General features: G+C 42.3%; 14 protein-coding genes. 7 read left to right on the forward strand and 7 right to left on the reverse strand.

Features of this window, described 5'->3' with window-relative positions; all coding sequences use genetic code 11:
• Positions 1-11 precede the first annotated feature (11 nt).
• A complete protein-coding gene (locus C4B60_RS15460; protein WP_104058914.1) occupies positions 12-923 on the reverse strand; it encodes an aminoglycoside phosphotransferase family protein in 912 nt (303 codons plus the stop codon).
• A gap of 70 nt (positions 924-993) precedes the next feature.
• Here C4B60_RS15460 and C4B60_RS15465 point away from each other — a divergent pair, with 70 nt between their 5' ends.
• Together C4B60_RS15465 and C4B60_RS15470 are read left to right on the forward strand one after the other, a co-directional pair.
• Positions 994-1,272, forward strand: a complete 279-nt coding sequence (locus C4B60_RS15465; RefSeq protein ID WP_104058915.1) for a hypothetical protein — start codon at positions 994-996, stop codon at positions 1,270-1,272.
• Positions 1,273-1,296: 24 nt separating this feature from the next.
• The gene (locus C4B60_RS15470; RefSeq protein ID WP_104058916.1) at positions 1,297-1,983 is read left to right on the forward strand and encodes an HAD family hydrolase; all 687 of its coding nucleotides are present in this window, start codon (positions 1,297-1,299) and stop codon (positions 1,981-1,983) included.
• A gap of 44 nt (positions 1,984-2,027) precedes the next feature.
• Here the strand turns inward: C4B60_RS15470 and C4B60_RS15475 are convergent, their stop codons facing one another.
• Positions 2,028-3,050 (reverse strand): serine hydrolase domain-containing protein, encoded by a 1,023-nt coding sequence (locus tag C4B60_RS15475; protein WP_104058917.1) that lies wholly within the window; start codon positions 3,048-3,050, stop codon positions 2,028-2,030.
• A gap of 264 nt (positions 3,051-3,314) precedes the next feature.
• Between C4B60_RS15475 and C4B60_RS15480 the strand changes: the two genes are divergently transcribed.
• The gene (locus C4B60_RS15480) at positions 3,315-4,298 is read left to right on the forward strand and encodes a LacI family DNA-binding transcriptional regulator (protein WP_104058918.1); all 984 of its coding nucleotides are present in this window, start codon (positions 3,315-3,317) and stop codon (positions 4,296-4,298) included.
• Positions 4,299-4,338: 40 nt separating this feature from the next.
• Here the strand turns inward: C4B60_RS15480 and C4B60_RS15485 are convergent, their stop codons facing one another.
• The 3 genes from C4B60_RS15485 to C4B60_RS15500 all read right to left on the reverse strand — a co-directional run bounded on the left by C4B60_RS15485 (position 4,339) and on the right by C4B60_RS15500 (position 8,198).
• Positions 4,339-5,262: an AEC family transporter gene (locus C4B60_RS15485; protein WP_104058919.1), complete on the reverse strand. Its 924-nt coding sequence runs from the start codon at positions 5,260-5,262 to the stop codon at positions 4,339-4,341.
• A 109-nt stretch (positions 5,263-5,371) separates the two neighbouring features.
• On the reverse strand, positions 5,372-6,712 hold the full coding sequence (locus tag C4B60_RS15490) for a multi antimicrobial extrusion protein MatE (protein ID WP_209020096.1): 1,341 nt from the start codon (positions 6,710-6,712) through the stop codon (positions 5,372-5,374).
• Positions 6,713-6,989: 277 nt separating this feature from the next.
• On the reverse strand, positions 6,990-8,198 hold the full coding sequence (locus C4B60_RS15500; RefSeq protein WP_104058922.1) for an NAD(P)/FAD-dependent oxidoreductase: 1,209 nt from the start codon (positions 8,196-8,198) through the stop codon (positions 6,990-6,992).
• Between the two features lie 274 nt (positions 8,199-8,472).
• On the opposite strand from C4B60_RS15500, the gene C4B60_RS15505 reads away from it, so the two are divergent.
• The 3 genes from C4B60_RS15505 (at position 8,473) to C4B60_RS15515 (ending at position 11,253) form a co-directional block, all read left to right on the forward strand.
• Positions 8,473-9,738 (forward strand): diguanylate cyclase, encoded by a 1,266-nt coding sequence (locus C4B60_RS15505; protein ID WP_104058923.1) that lies wholly within the window; start codon positions 8,473-8,475, stop codon positions 9,736-9,738.
• On the forward strand, positions 9,717-10,106 hold the full coding sequence (locus C4B60_RS15510; protein ID WP_245154010.1) for a diguanylate cyclase domain-containing protein: 390 nt from the start codon (positions 9,717-9,719) through the stop codon (positions 10,104-10,106). The genes C4B60_RS15505 and C4B60_RS15510 overlap by 22 nt, the downstream gene beginning before the upstream one ends.
• 133 nt (positions 10,107-10,239) lie before the next feature.
• On the forward strand, positions 10,240-11,253 hold the full coding sequence (locus C4B60_RS15515) for an LLM class flavin-dependent oxidoreductase (RefSeq protein ID WP_104058925.1): 1,014 nt from the start codon (positions 10,240-10,242) through the stop codon (positions 11,251-11,253).
• Between the two features lie 42 nt (positions 11,254-11,295).
• On the opposite strand, the gene tlp is transcribed toward C4B60_RS15515, so the two are convergent.
• A complete protein-coding gene (tlp, locus tag C4B60_RS15520; RefSeq protein ID WP_104058926.1) occupies positions 11,296-11,517 on the reverse strand; it encodes a small acid-soluble spore protein Tlp in 222 nt (73 codons plus the stop codon).
• A gap of 162 nt (positions 11,518-11,679) precedes the next feature.
• Here tlp and rluF point away from each other — a divergent pair, with 162 nt between their 5' ends.
• Complete coding sequence (rluF, locus tag C4B60_RS15525; protein WP_104058927.1) at positions 11,680-12,387, forward strand: 23S rRNA pseudouridine(2604) synthase RluF; 708 nt, start codon at positions 11,680-11,682, stop codon at positions 12,385-12,387.
• A gap of 275 nt (positions 12,388-12,662) precedes the next feature.
• Here the strand turns inward: rluF and purU are convergent, their stop codons facing one another.
• The gene (purU, locus tag C4B60_RS15530) at positions 12,663-13,562 is read right to left on the reverse strand and encodes a formyltetrahydrofolate deformylase (RefSeq protein ID WP_104058928.1); all 900 of its coding nucleotides are present in this window, start codon (positions 13,560-13,562) and stop codon (positions 12,663-12,665) included.
• Positions 13,563-13,771: the final 209 nt, after the last annotated feature.

A 13,771-nucleotide genomic window follows, 5' to 3' on the forward strand; every position in this document is an offset into this window, starting at 1 on the left:
TCTTACCCCTTTTAGTTTCTATACCAGGAAGGCACAGTGTCTTCAAACCCCTTATGCTCATCTATAATTCTTTCCACTCTCTTTTTCATTTCCGGCACTTCTTCAGGTGTAAACCGGGCTGCCCAGACAATCGAAGAAAAAATCGCCATTGCAGCATAGAGTGCGTACCTTTCCCAAAACTGAGGAGTTACATTGGATTCCCCTTCAAAGTAGCCATGAATTTGCCCCCTGGAAAATGCAATACTTTGCTCGGAGGTGAAGAGTGCCACCTTGTAAAAGTCATGAATAGGATCTCCCCAGTCAATATTGAAGTCGATCACTCCTTTTAATTGACCATTTTCGACAATAATATTTCCCGGGTGATAATCATCATGCTGCAAATAATTCGCTATTCCGTCTAAACATGTCTTTTTTTGCTCAATAAAAGATAAGATCTGTTCTTCCCCATTAATCTTTATCTCGCATTCCCTGAAGCTTTTAACATAACGTTCATGCTTATCCAAGGCTCGTTTGGACCACGCCCCCCTGCCTGAAGATGCCTTTATTTGATGGATCTGCTTTAATTCCCGCCCTGCATCCACGCCCATTTGATAGTTGAACGTTCCATTTCCTGTTCTAAGCGCACTTTGTGCAGCTGCACCTTTAATAAATGAATAAAGAGTGTACCCTCTTCCCTCCAGTGTACCGATATCAATTGGCTCCGGTACATTCACCTTTAACTTCTTTAATTGTTTTAGAATCGTAAATTCCTCTCTCTTCATTTCCAAGTCAGTCAAAGGAAATAACCTCAGCATCACCGGTTCGCTATTCTTAAATCCGATGATCATCTTTTCATGTGCAGAATAACCTTCCGATACCTGAGTAATTGAAAAAGCTCTAGAAAGTGAAGGGATTGTTTGAATTAGTTTTAAGGCAACAGACATTTTATCGCTCCTTTTATGCGTGCAGCACTTTCCTGAATGTGGTAACCTACTCTTAAATGGAGGCGATTAATTGCAGACAAAGCGGTTAAATAAAGAGTACGTAAAAATTCTTATTTTAATGAGCTTCTTAGGAAATCTTGCCGGGTTGTTTTATATGCAGATGTTTGAATTACTTCGGACCGAGCTTCACCTGGTTATTTCCCTTGCTGCATTTGGCGCCGGCTTAATGCTGTTAAACCTGATTATTGAACTGATCATGCCATTGAAGGATTACTACTTTTCACATCCTATCCGTATGCTTGGCTATCTTGTTTTTATTGTGTTTTTCGTATTGACTATTCCACTATGAAACGATTTTTTGAGGAGGAAGAGCATGATTAAAGCTGTTATTTTTGACCTTGATGGTACCTTACTGGACCGGGAAGCCTCAGTTAACATCTTTTTAGAAAAACAGTATGAACGACTGCACGCATGGGTAAGCATGATTGAAAAACCGATTTTCATCAAGCGCTTCAATGAGCTTGAAAAAAACGGCTATGTGTGGAAAGAAGAAGTCTACCGCCAAATGATTGACGAGTTTTCTTTTTCCGGATGTACGACTGACATGCTGGTGGATGATTATACCGATCATTTTCAGGAAAGCTGCATCCCCTATCCCGGGCTGCATTCCACCCTCCATTCCCTTCGCGCTTCCGGCTATAAGCTTGGCATGATTACGAACGGACTCGAAATTGTCCAATCCCGCTCAATCCGAGGTCTTGGCATTGAAACATTCTTTGATGAAATCTTAATTTCTGCAAAAGAAGGCTGCGCAAAGCCTGATAAAGAAATATTCATCCGCGCCCTTAACCGGCTTGAGGTCGACTCTGAAGAAGCGGTGTACATCGGAGATCATGCGGAAAAAGACATAAAAGCTGCTCAGGCAGCAGGCATGAAGGCTGTCTGGAAAAAGCATTCAAGAAGCGAAAATGTCCAGGCAGATGCTGAAATCGACCAGCTGGGGGAGCTTATTTCTATTCTTGGACAATGGAAGCTGCTAGCAGATCCGGCTGTTAGATAGCCTCATACACGTGTCTTTTCTGAGCAGCAGAGATGGCACGTTTTTTATTTTAAAAAATGATCTTCAGCAGCATCCAGCATATCAAAAGCACCCTCACTTTTATTCGAGAGAACCGAAATCGTTACATAATAAGCGGGATAGTAGGCTGAATGAAAAGAAACACCGGGATCATAGCCCATAATATGATACCTGAAAACCGAATCCTCTCTTTTCGTTATCCATATTCCATAGCCATAAAAGTCATCCTCTTCCTCCTGGGAATGAAGCGTCAAAAGCTTCTCTACAGATTCTTCTCTTAACAAACTGAATGAAAAAAGAGACGCCCAAAGCTTACTCAGATCCCCCGCTGTCGTAAACGCACCGCCATCTGCTCCTCCTACTCTTGGAATCGAGTAAATATTCGTTCTCCAGTTGTCCCCTTCATCAATGTATCCCAGTGCAGTATTACCGGGAAGCTGATCCAACGGGAAGTAGCCTGAGCTTGTCATGCCGCATTTAGTGAAAATTTCTTCGCTGATGTAATCTGTAAAACGCCTGCCTGATACTTTCTCAACGATCAATCCGAGTAAAATAAAGCCCGCATTATTATAATGAAATTTTTCTCCTGGAGAAAATTTCATTTTCTCGTTTTGAAATAATGGCAGGAAGTCCGTTAAGCTGTTCATTCTGTACATTGGCCGGTCCTTCCAAAGCTCCTCAAAATCCTCCATTACATCCTCATCAAAATAATCCGGAATGCCTGATGTATGGGTAAGTAAATGATGAATGGTTACTTCGGGATCAAAATGCGGAAATGACTCATCCAGAACCTCACTCAGCTTTTGATCAAAGCTTAGCTCACCCTGCTCTGCCAGCTGGACAATCGCAATCGCGGTAAATAGCTTGCAGCCTGATGCAATGCCAAAGCGGGTCTCCTCATTGTTTTCAAGGCTTTCAGAACGATTGGAGTATCCAAACGAACGTTTGATTAAAGGAGTGTTCAATTTCTCCACCTGGATGACGCCTGAAAACTCAATTTCTTTGGCTGCACTTTCAATTTTACTGCTTTCATGCTTAAAATTTCCCATAGCTGGTCCCCCGTTCCTTTCTTGTCTTTTACTACTTTCTCGAAACAATGCCGGATTCCTTTTTAATTTCCGAAATAATCAGGCTGATTGATGGGATTTTTTTATTTGTCTTTGAATGCTAGTAAAAATGAAGATTCCATTACGAGTACAGAACGCCCCCTCCCCTCCAATGCTATAAATAGTTGCTCCGAAATAACAACGTTGTTACTATAATGATGTGAACCCCATCACGGCACCATTTATGCCGGATAGAAGGAGGGCTATATGAGCGTTACAATTAAGGATATTGCAAGAGCAGCAGGAGTGAGTTATTCAACGGTTTCAAAAGCACTTCGAAACAGTCCGTTAGTGAAAGAGCCGACCAGGAAGCATATTAAGAAGATTGCCGATCAGCTTGGCTATCAGCCAAACGCCGCCGCAAGAAGTCTTGTGTCTAAAAAATCCCACACCATTGGAATCGTCTGGCCAACGATCGAGCGTGCAGCACACTCTTCTCTAATTACGAGTATGAATAACCGGCTTGAACAACTATCCTATACAAGCCTTATTTCCATAAATGAAATGGAATTTGCAATAAATGTTTTTAACCGCTACCGGGTTGATGCTGTCCTAGTTTTTGATGATGGCAGTAATCAAGGGCTAAGTCCCTCAAAGGTTCCTGTAGTAAGCTACGGGATTGCAGAATCCTCTCCATTTGTTCCAACAGTCGATGTCCAGCGCAGAAAAGCAATTTACTTAGCTGCTGAATACCTTCATTCGATTGGGCATACAAAAATCAGTTATTTCGGCGTCATGGATACGCCTGATGTTATGCAAAGGGAAAAAGCTAAGGGCTTTGATCTGGCAGTCGAAAAGTTTAAGCTCGAAGCGTTTCCGACATTGCATGTCCCCGTTTCAAGTCTTGAATCATACGAGGGTTATTTAGCAGCAAAAAAACTTATGCAGCAGGAGGTTAAGCCAACAGCGATCATCAGCAGCAGTCATGATTTAACAAAAGGGATTTTAAGGGCTTTTCAGGAACTGAATGTCTCTGTCCCAGAAGATATGTCTTTTATCAGTTACGATACAATCCCTGAAGTGAACGAGCTGGAGGTCCCAATTTCAACTGTTGGGGTCCCGCTGGAGATCATCACGGAAAAGCTTACAGAGGCTTTAATGGATGTTGTTGTTGAACACGACTCTAAGGAGAACATCATTTATTTGGAGCCCGGGCTTTCTCTCCGGAATTCCTGCAAGCCTTTTACCTAATTTTCAGGAATCAGGATGAGTAAAGGCAGCGACAACCCCTCTAGCCGAATAAAATATGTGAAAAATAGATTGTCAGTGTCACAGTAAACATACTAAAAACAGTAGATGCCATAACGATTTGAGCGGCAAGCTCCGGTTCACTGCGGTATTCCTGTGCAATAATGGCACTGTTCACCGAGGTCGGCACGCTTGAGGTAATGAAAAGCGCCTGAGCTAAAATTCCTTCATACCCGAGCAGCGTGATAATAATCAACCCAATTACCGGGCCCATAATTAAACGGGCAAAAAGAGTGACATAGACAATGAACAGCTTCGGCTTAAATGTCAGCTGAGCTACCTGCGCTCCCAATGTTAAAAGAGCGATCGCTATTAATGCATCAGCCATATATTCACCAGGCTTAATTAAAAAGACTGGAACCTGTACAGACGCTGCGTTCAGGGCAAGTCCCAGCACCATCGCCCAAATAACAGGCATTCGAAGAAGCCCCAGCAGCGCTTTTAGGCGCCCTGCATCAGCAGCCCTCAGTGTGAAAACACCATAGGAATACGCAAGGACACTTTGAAAAGTCATGACCATCACCTGCACAGTCATCGCAAATGGATCCTGTTTAAATACAAGATCATTTACCGGGATCCCGTAATTTCCTGAATTAAACAGAAGGATGCTATTTGTAAACACCCCTTTTTTCCCCTTGCTATATCCCCCAATCGCTGATATTCCCTGAGCAAGCAAATAAAGCGAGATGACAAACAGTCCGAAAAAAACCAGCACATTAAGTAAAAGATCACCAGAAAAAGATGATTCATAAAGACGGACTAATACAAAGCCTGGACTCAGAAAATAGATATTCAGCTTCGCCAGTGTATAGAGGTTCAATTCAAATGCTTTATGCATCCATGCGCCTAGTCCAACCAGAATAAAGATTGGCAAAAGAATATTTAAAAAGATAAAAATCATTTCCATTGCTCGTTCATCCTCTTCTTATCGAGAAAAGACTTCGTTTGCGAAAGAGCACCAAAACTATTTCTCTTATATTTTAATTTGCACCGTACCGCCCCTTATTTTAAAGCGCTCAATCCGAAGCCAAACTGCGCTTTCCTTTAACTGCATGCATTACGATGGCAATAACGATAAGCAGACCGGTCAGCTCACCTAAGGAAGCGGCAAGAGCCCCATTTATTCCATTGAGCTGAGGATATAATGCAACAAGCAGGAAAACTGAAACACAAACCACGAGCATATTTCCAATCTGTGCTGCAAGCATTCTCCTTGTCATCCGTTGAAGCATTAAGAAACCATTGAGAAAATCAACCCAGGGGAATACAAGGGTCTTAATAATAAAAAATTTTAAAACAGCAAGGGTTGCTAAAGAAAGTGATTCATCAGCTCCCATCACAGTCTCCATAAACCAGAAGCCAGCCGGGGTGTAGCACAGAATGATAAGCGAGATCGCCGGAAGAAGGCTGACTGGCGTAAAAAAGATAATAACCTTTCTTTTATTTTTCTGGTAAAGCTGCAGAACCAGCTGGTGTGTGTACATAAAAAAGCTAAGAAGCATGATGGTAATGCTGTAGGCAAGAGCAAATGATGCAATGCTCAGCTCAATTTCATTTGATTGAGCAAGAAAAACATAAATGACAGGAATCAGGATTGTTTGTATGACAAAATAAAAAACAAGCGGAAAATAAAAATTGGCGATTTCTTTGTTTTTTAATTCCTTCCTTTTTTCAGGATAATGCGTTTTTAATAATTCTTTGCCCTTCCACACACTGATCAGGCATTCAATCATCATTCCAATTAGAAAGATCCATGCACCGGTCATACTTGTTACATAGCCAAAGAGCACAAATAAGTAGGATGCCAGAAACATAGCAAAAAGCCGGATCACAACCATAATAGACAGCCATTGTGTTGCTAATTGCTTAATAATAATACCCTGATAAATCCCTCTGATTCCTGAAAAAATGATAACGAGTACAGTTACTTTAAAGGTAGTTGAAATTGTGGTCACCATATTTTCATGCGCATTAAACAGCCGAATGTAAACCCAATCCTCTAGGGGCGTAAAAGACATCAGCATACTCAAAGCAATAATAATACCAATGACGATGAACATAAATTTGTTTAATTTCTTAAAAGCTGTAATATCCTTAACAAGCGTAGAGCATGTCTGTCTAAAAACAATAATCGGCCTTTCAATAATTCCAAATAATGAAATGGCAACAGCGTAGCAGGCGATAATAAAGGCTGCGTCCTCCCCCCTGCTCAGGGTGCCATTAATAATAACGTGGGTAATTGAGGTTAAGCTGGCTGAAAAGCCAAGCGGAACAAAAAATGCCGCTAATTCCCTGTAGGTAAATTGATTTTCCCTGGCCCCCATTTGATTCCCTTCCTTCAGTCCTTTTTTAATCAACCGTATTCATTCCGGGAGCATTCTGAAAATAATATGTAATCCCTCTTGTTTTAAAAGGGATAGTTAAAAATAACAACGTTGTTATTTTAGTATATACATTTTTTAAGGTTATTTCAAACCCATTAACTGACCGGAATGCCGGGCTAACTCTACTAAAATTCAGGTGTAGACCCTTCATTCAGGGCCTCCTATTAAGAAACAAATGGTTTTTAAAAATGAAAAAAAGTTGAGACAACTATGTGCCTCAACCTCGTTCCTCCGGTTCACTGCGCTAAACTTACGATAATCGTGATAAGGAGAACATTTCTGCCTCCTCATTTTCTTCCCCTTGAAGCATTTCACCTAATAGCCTTGCTCCAAGCTTGCAGTAGAGGACTCCATTGACCCCGAAACCAAGGCAATAATAAACGTTTTCTTTTTCCGGATCCGGTCCAATTAGCGGGAGCCCATCCTTTATTCCTCCAAATTGCGTACTCCATGCATGGGATACCTTAAGATTTAAGGCTGGAAAATGCTCTTTTATTCTCTCAAGCAGTCTTTCACCCTTTTCCTCAAGCTTCTGTGCATTCAGGGAAGTCACCCCTTCTTCCTCATCAAGTCCTCCAGCAATGATCCGGTTATCCTCAGTCGTTCTCATATAAAAATAAGGTCTTTTTGTTTCCCATATTAATGCCTGATAGGTCCAGTCAGCTAAGTTTTCAACCGGTGCTGTTGCAATGGCGAATGTTTCTTTCAGTTCAGCAACCGATCGATTTTCGAAAGGAAATGACTGATAGCCTGTTGAGTAAATGACCTTTTTCGCAAGAATTTTTGTGCCGTTGGAGGCAACAAAGCATTGATGCTCTCCTTCCGTTCCTTCTGCAGTTACTTCGGTATGCTCATATATTTCTACGCCGCGTGAATGGGCTGTCTTAATTAAGGAATGAACCAATCTTAACGGGTTTACTTCCGCGTTACCATGAATCATCAAGGCTGCCGGTTTTTCAAAGCCAAACAGCTCCTTTATTTTATCCTGCGTATAATATTCAACTTCAAAGTCGTGCTTGCTGAGAATTTCGTATTCCTTCTTTAATTTTTCTACATCTGCCTCATTGCTTGCATAGTTCAAACCGGGTCTGCGGACAAAATCAACCCGCTCCGTTAATGTCCCGGAAACCTTTTGCAGCTCCTGGATTGCTTCAAGACAGAGGGAATAAAAATGAACCGCCTTCTCTTCACCCAATTCTTCCGCTAACTCATGCAGCATTAAGTTGCTGGAATAATGAAGCAGACCGGTGTTTGTTAAGGAACTTCCGCTTCCGATCGTCCCCTTTTCAACCACAACGGTTTTTAAAGCCGTTTGAGATAGCTCTTCTGCGCATAGAGATCCTGCAATGCCCCCTCCCACTATTAACACATCACATGTGACCTCTTCTTCAAGTGTGGGATATTTTTTTATTTCTGCTGCTGTTTCAGGCCAATAAGGTCTTCCGGCATGTAGCTTCATTTCTTGTTCCTCCTACTTATTCGGTTGGCATTGTACAACAATTGCTGTTAAAAATGCTGTTAAAAAATCATTCGGGTAAAGGGCAGGTTTTACGTCCTTGATTTTATTATGCCGGAATTTATTTTTTAAAAATAGACAGTGAAAAAATTTTTATATAATGGTGAAATTACTAGACATACTATTGCCTGTATTTACCCAAACATTCATATTTCATGCTTCTTCATTAAAGGTTTTTGTTATAATCGTGAAAGATGATTTATAAGGAGCTTGTTGAATGTCTTTGCCATTGAAAGTATATTGGGGAATTGCTTTCTCCGTTTTTCTCATTTTATTTACCTTTATTTTAACGTTTATTACCGTTCACCTGACAAACAGTTATATAAAAGAAGATAAGGGCAAGGGTTTGTCCAACTTATCTTTGCAGATTGCTAATAACCTCGACCGCTATATGTGGAGCAGGTACAGCGAAATTACGATTTTAAGTAAGCTTGACAGCCTTCACTCCAATGACTCTATTAGCGATAAACGGGAGATTCTTAATCGTGTGCAAGAGGAAATACCCGCTTTTTCCTGGATCGGTATCACAGATGAATCCGGCATGATCGAAGCTTCGACCTCAGGGCTTCTGGAGAATCAAACTATTTCTGAGCGCCCTGTTTTTATAGAAGCCCGTGAAGGTCCATTCATAGGAGATGTTCATGAAGCTTTATTGCTGAATGATTTATTGCCAAGACCTGATGGCGGAAAACTTGAGCTGGTGGATATCAGTGTCCCTTTAGTGAACACCTCAGGCGACTTTAAGGGCGTTTTGGCTGCACATTTGAGCTGGGAGTGGGCGAGAGAGGTTCAGTCTTCGATCATCAACCCTTACATTGACAGCGGAGAGGAAATGGAGGTTTTTATCCTCAGCTCAACGGATCAGCGGGTAATCCTTGGACCTGAATCATATATTGGCCAGACTCTTCCATTTACCGATCTGACAAAATCAAACCTCACTAATGGCTGGGAGGTTGAGACCTGGGAGGATGATCAGAGCTTTTTGACCGGCTATTCCCAAAACAATATTAGCCTTAATTATCCCGGGCTCGAATGGACCGTTTTAATTCGTCAGCCTGAAAAAGCGGCCTATACTGCTGCTCATCATTTAAGTATCGTTATTTTAATCAGCGGGATCATCAGTGCCGCTATTTTTGCTCTGATTGGCTTTAGGGTGGCAGGGAAAATTGCCAAGCCGCTTCACCGGATCACACAGCAGGCGGAGCTTTACACTAAGGGAAACAGTGCAAATTTCATCCCCTTTAAAACGGATATTAAAGAAATTGAAGAGCTTTCCAGTTCCCTTCAGACCTTAATTAATACACTTGGTGTAACGGAATCGAACCTTTTAAAAATGGAAGGAATCGCTTACCGGGATGCCCTGACTAATCTGCCAAACCGGATTTCACTGGAGCTCACTGCGGATGAATTGCTGAAACTGCTAAACTTGAGGGGCACAAACTTGCTTTTTTCTATATCGATCTGGACCGCTTTAAGCAGGTAAATGATACACTCGGTCATCAGGCTGGTGATCTTCTCTTGAAGCATGTAGCTGAAGTATTCCGAAAAGAGCTGACGGAAAATGCCTTTATTTCAAGAATCGGCGGTGATGAGTTTATTCTTCTGCTTCCTTTAACAGAGCATTCGAAGAAGGATCTTCAGGCGCTTGCACAGAATTTAATTGAAAAAATTAATGTACCCATTATGTTAAAGGGGAAATTGACACAAATAGGCTGCAGTATCGGGATTTCCATTTTTCCTGACAATGAATTTAATGATTTTCATACACTAATTTCGTATGCAGATCAGGCCTTGTATGCATCTAAAGAAGCTGGAAAAAACAGAGTGACGTTTTACTCTAAATTTGATTAGAGTAGAGTCTGCTCTTGCTTCAGGCATTTTAGTATCGGATGGGAATAAAACTTGATAAACTGGTAAATGATTTAAGGAAAGACGTAATTTCTCCCTGTTCCTTCTATCAATTTCAAGGAAAGCAGCTGGTTTTATGACCGATTCTCTTAGTAAAGTAAAATTATCCGTATTGGATTTATCGCCAATTGTTGCCGGAGCTACAGCAGCAGATGCATTTAAAAATACACTCTCTCTTGCACAATATACTGAAAAGCTCGGCTATAATCGCTTTTGGCTTGCGGAGCATCATAATATGCCCTTTATCGCAAGCTCTGCAACCTCTGTTTTAATTGGACATGTCGCTGCAGGCACAGAAAGAATCAGGGTCGGATCAGGGGGTATTATGCTTCCCAATCACTCCCCATTAATTATTGCGGAGCATTTCGGAACGCTTGAATCCCTTTTCCCGGGACGCATTGATCTAGGACTTGGCCGCGCGCCAGGAACGGATCAGCGGACTGCTTATGCCCTGCGCAGAAGCAGAAATAACGGGCAGGATTTCCCTGAGCTTCTTGATGAGCTTAGAGCGTATTTTGATCCCTCACTTTCAGAGGACAGCCGACCGGTAAAAGCAGTGCCTGGTGAAAATTTAAACATTCCGATCTGGCTTCTTGGCTCAAGCGGCTTCAGCGCGCAGCTTGCAGGACAGCTTGGACTGCCGTTTTCATTTGCCAGCCATTTTTCACCCGATAATACACTGCCGGCACTTGATTTATACCGGCGTTCCTTTACTCCATCAAAGGATCTTTCAGCGCCTTACGCAATGGTCGGGGTAAATGTTATTGCGGCTGAAACAGATGAGCGTGCCCACTATCTTGCTTCAACGCTGCAGCAGCAATTTTTAAACCTGATTCGCAACACGGAGTCCCCTCTTCCTCCTCCTGTTGAGAATATGGATGAAATCTGGTCTGATTATGAAAAAGCAGCCCTGCAGCAGCAGCTAGGCTCCTCCATTATCGGCAGCAAGGAAACAGTTAAAGAAAAGCTTCAGCAGTTTGCAGAGGAAACTCAGGCAGACGAACTGATGGTTGTCTCTCAAATTTATGACCATGAAGAAAGGCTCAGATCCTTTGAAATCGTGGCAGAAATAATTGAGGAAAGTAAATAATAAAAAGCCGCTCGCTATCTATTAGCTGAGCGGTTTTTAAATTTAGTTTTGGTTTGATTCGTCTTTTATTTCACTGCGCATGCTGTCAATGCTGTCATTTCTGCGCTCATTTTTTCTTTTAATGGCTTCCTTTTCTTTGTCATTAGAAAAGACCATCGTTTCTTCTGCTGCCTCAATGTTTTCCAGTGTGTTTTGTACCATTTCTTTTAGTTTTTCTGCATTGTCTGAACGGTCATCAGGGTTCGGTCTGTTGTGCTGTGTCATGCTGGTTCCTCCTTTTAATAGGGTTTCTTGCACCTTGTAGCTTCCCCATGCAGTTGATTTTTATTCTTAAAAAATGTAAAGTCCTCCTTCTTCGTACTACTTGAATTGTATAAAGAAAATAAGGTATCTTGAAAGCACAATGAATTAAGAGGAGTATCAATTATGCGCATTAATAAATATTTGAGTGAAGCAGGCATAGTCTCCCGCAGAGGCGCGGATAAATGGATTGCTGAAGGCAGAGTCACAATTAACGGAGAGCATGCCGAGCTTGGTAGCAGAGTGGAAGAAAACGACGTGGTTTATGTAGATGGAAAGCCTGTTAGCATTGAACAGGATTATGTTTATATTGCACTTAATAAGCCAACGGGAATAACGAGTACGACAGAGCGCCATATCGAAGGAAATATTGTTGATTTTGTTAACCACCCTAAACGGATTTTCCATGTGGGACGTTTAGATAAGGATTCTGAGGGACTTATTTTGCTTACAAATGATGGTGACATCGTAAATGAGATTCTTCGTGCTGAAAACAAGCATGAGAAGGAATATATTGTGACGGTTGATCAGCCTGTTTCTGAGGAGTTTTTAAAACAGATGGCAGCTGGAGTCCGGATATTGGATACGAAGACACTGCCGTGTAAGGTGGAGAAGCTTTCAAGCCATGTGTTTAAGATTACGCTGATGCAGGGACTTAACCGGCAGATTAGAAGGATGTGTACGGCTTTGGGGTATTCTGTTCGGAGCCTGAAGCGTATCCGGATTATGGATATTCATTTGGATGGTCTTGAGAGAGGGCAATGGCGGGATCTGACCGAGAAAGAGCGGACGAAGCTGTTTGACGATTTGAAGTATGTGCCTAAGAAGAAATAAGGAAAACGGCTCCGTTTGGTGGGAGCCGTTTTTTTAATTCACCTCTAAAAATAGCATGTGGATTTCCGCTTCAGGGGGACGCTTTTCGGGGGGGGGCTGAGCTAATTGGCTTCGCCAATGGATCTCAGCCTCCCCGCTTCTCTCCCCTCGGAGTCGCCCCCTTCCGCTTCAATCCACTCCTAGGAATTAGTTTACGTCTTCGAAATTTTAACTTTAGAAGTGCAAACTCTCCGGTGTTTTATTTCTTTCCTACCATAAGGAAAATAATAAATTACTTAAAATACGATGGTTTTGTTTCCGTCGACGATGATGCGGTCTTCGAGGTGCCATTTGACGGCTCGTGCGAGGACTCTTCGTTCGATGGAGCGGCCGATTTTTTTCATGTTTTCTATATTGTCCCGGTGATTTACACGCTCGATGTCCTGTTCGATGATCGGCCCCTCGTCCAGGTCGTTGGTTACATAGTGGGCGGTGGCTCCGATCAGTTTTACACCTCGCTGATAGGCACGGTCGTATGGACGGGCTCCGACAAAGGCAGGTAAAAAGGAATGGTGAATATTAATAATCTGTTTTGGATGGGCTTCTACAAATGCCGGAGTTAAGATTTGCATGTACCGTGCAAGGACAATGACGTCGATCTCATAATCCTGAAGTATTTTCAGCTGTGCAGCTTCTGCTTCACTTCTGTTTTCCTTGCTTGCCTGGATATGGACAAACGGAATGCCAAAGCCTTCGACTAGCTCCCGGGCAGTTTCGTGATTGGAGACCACGACGGCGATATCTGTGATTAAGTCTCCGCTCTGCCACTCGAAAAGGAGTTCTCTTAGACAATGGAGTTCTTTGGAGGCAAATATTGCAGTTCGTTTTACCTCTGATGGGAAGTTCATTTTCCAATCCATTGAGAAGTTTTCAGCTATGGCTTTGAAAGAGGTTTTGATTTCTTCTTTCTTTTGCTGCAGGTCTTCACAGGCGAATTCGATTCGTATGAAGAAGTCGCCGCCTTCAGGGTTGGTGGAATACTGGCTGGAATCGATGATGTTGGCGCTGTATTGGAATAGGAATCTTGATACGGCTGCGATGATTCCAGGCTGATCAGGGCAGCGAACGAGCAGGATTCCTCGGTTTTTATATTGTTCCTGATGGGCTGATAGTTGTTTTTCTATTTCTCGTGTCATGTTATCCTCCTTAAGGCAGTTGTGCTTGAAAATCATTAGTTTGATCCTACTGGATTTTGGCGCAGAATGGAAGGGATGTGGTTTGGGGAGTTATATTTAGTATTTAGCTTGTCTTTAAAATGTGTCGTGTTGATTTCCACTGCAGGGGCATGCTTTCCGCGGGGAGGGGCTTGAGCTAACTTGCTAACGCAAGTGGATCTCAAGCTCCC

The organism is Jeotgalibacillus proteolyticus (genome assembly GCF_002926065.1).
Lineage (GTDB): Bacteria > Bacillota > Bacilli > Bacillales > Jeotgalibacillaceae > Jeotgalibacillus > Jeotgalibacillus proteolyticus.

What these genes read in the sequence shown, in the direction of transcription:
- tlp (WP_104058926.1), bottom strand. Translation starts at nt 11,517, where the DNA reads ATGACACAGCACAACAGACCGAACCCTGATGACCGTTCAGACAATGCA.
- C4B60_RS15485 (WP_104058919.1), bottom strand. Translation starts at nt 5,262, where the DNA reads ATGGAAATGATTTTTATCTTTTTAAATATTCTTTTGCCAATCTTTATT.
- C4B60_RS15480 (WP_104058918.1), top strand. Translation starts at nt 3,315, where the DNA reads ATGAGCGTTACAATTAAGGATATTGCAAGAGCAGCAGGAGTGAGTTAT.
- C4B60_RS15470 (WP_104058916.1), top strand. Translation starts at nt 1,297, where the DNA reads ATGATTAAAGCTGTTATTTTTGACCTTGATGGTACCTTACTGGACCGG.
- C4B60_RS15475 (WP_104058917.1), bottom strand. Translation starts at nt 3,050, where the DNA reads ATGGGAAATTTTAAGCATGAAAGCAGTAAAATTGAAAGTGCAGCCAAA.
- purU (WP_104058928.1), bottom strand. Translation starts at nt 13,562, where the DNA reads ATGACACGAGAAATAGAAAAACAACTATCAGCCCATCAGGAACAATAT.
- rluF (WP_104058927.1), top strand. Translation starts at nt 11,680, where the DNA reads ATGCGCATTAATAAATATTTGAGTGAAGCAGGCATAGTCTCCCGCAGA.
- C4B60_RS15500 (WP_104058922.1), bottom strand. Translation starts at nt 8,198, where the DNA reads ATGAAGCTACATGCCGGAAGACCTTATTGGCCTGAAACAGCAGCAGAA.
- C4B60_RS15505 (WP_104058923.1), top strand. Translation starts at nt 8,473, where the DNA reads ATGTCTTTGCCATTGAAAGTATATTGGGGAATTGCTTTCTCCGTTTTT.
- C4B60_RS15515 (WP_104058925.1), top strand. Translation starts at nt 10,240, where the DNA reads ATGACCGATTCTCTTAGTAAAGTAAAATTATCCGTATTGGATTTATCG.
- C4B60_RS15460 (WP_104058914.1), bottom strand. Translation starts at nt 923, where the DNA reads ATGTCTGTTGCCTTAAAACTAATTCAAACAATCCCTTCACTTTCTAGA.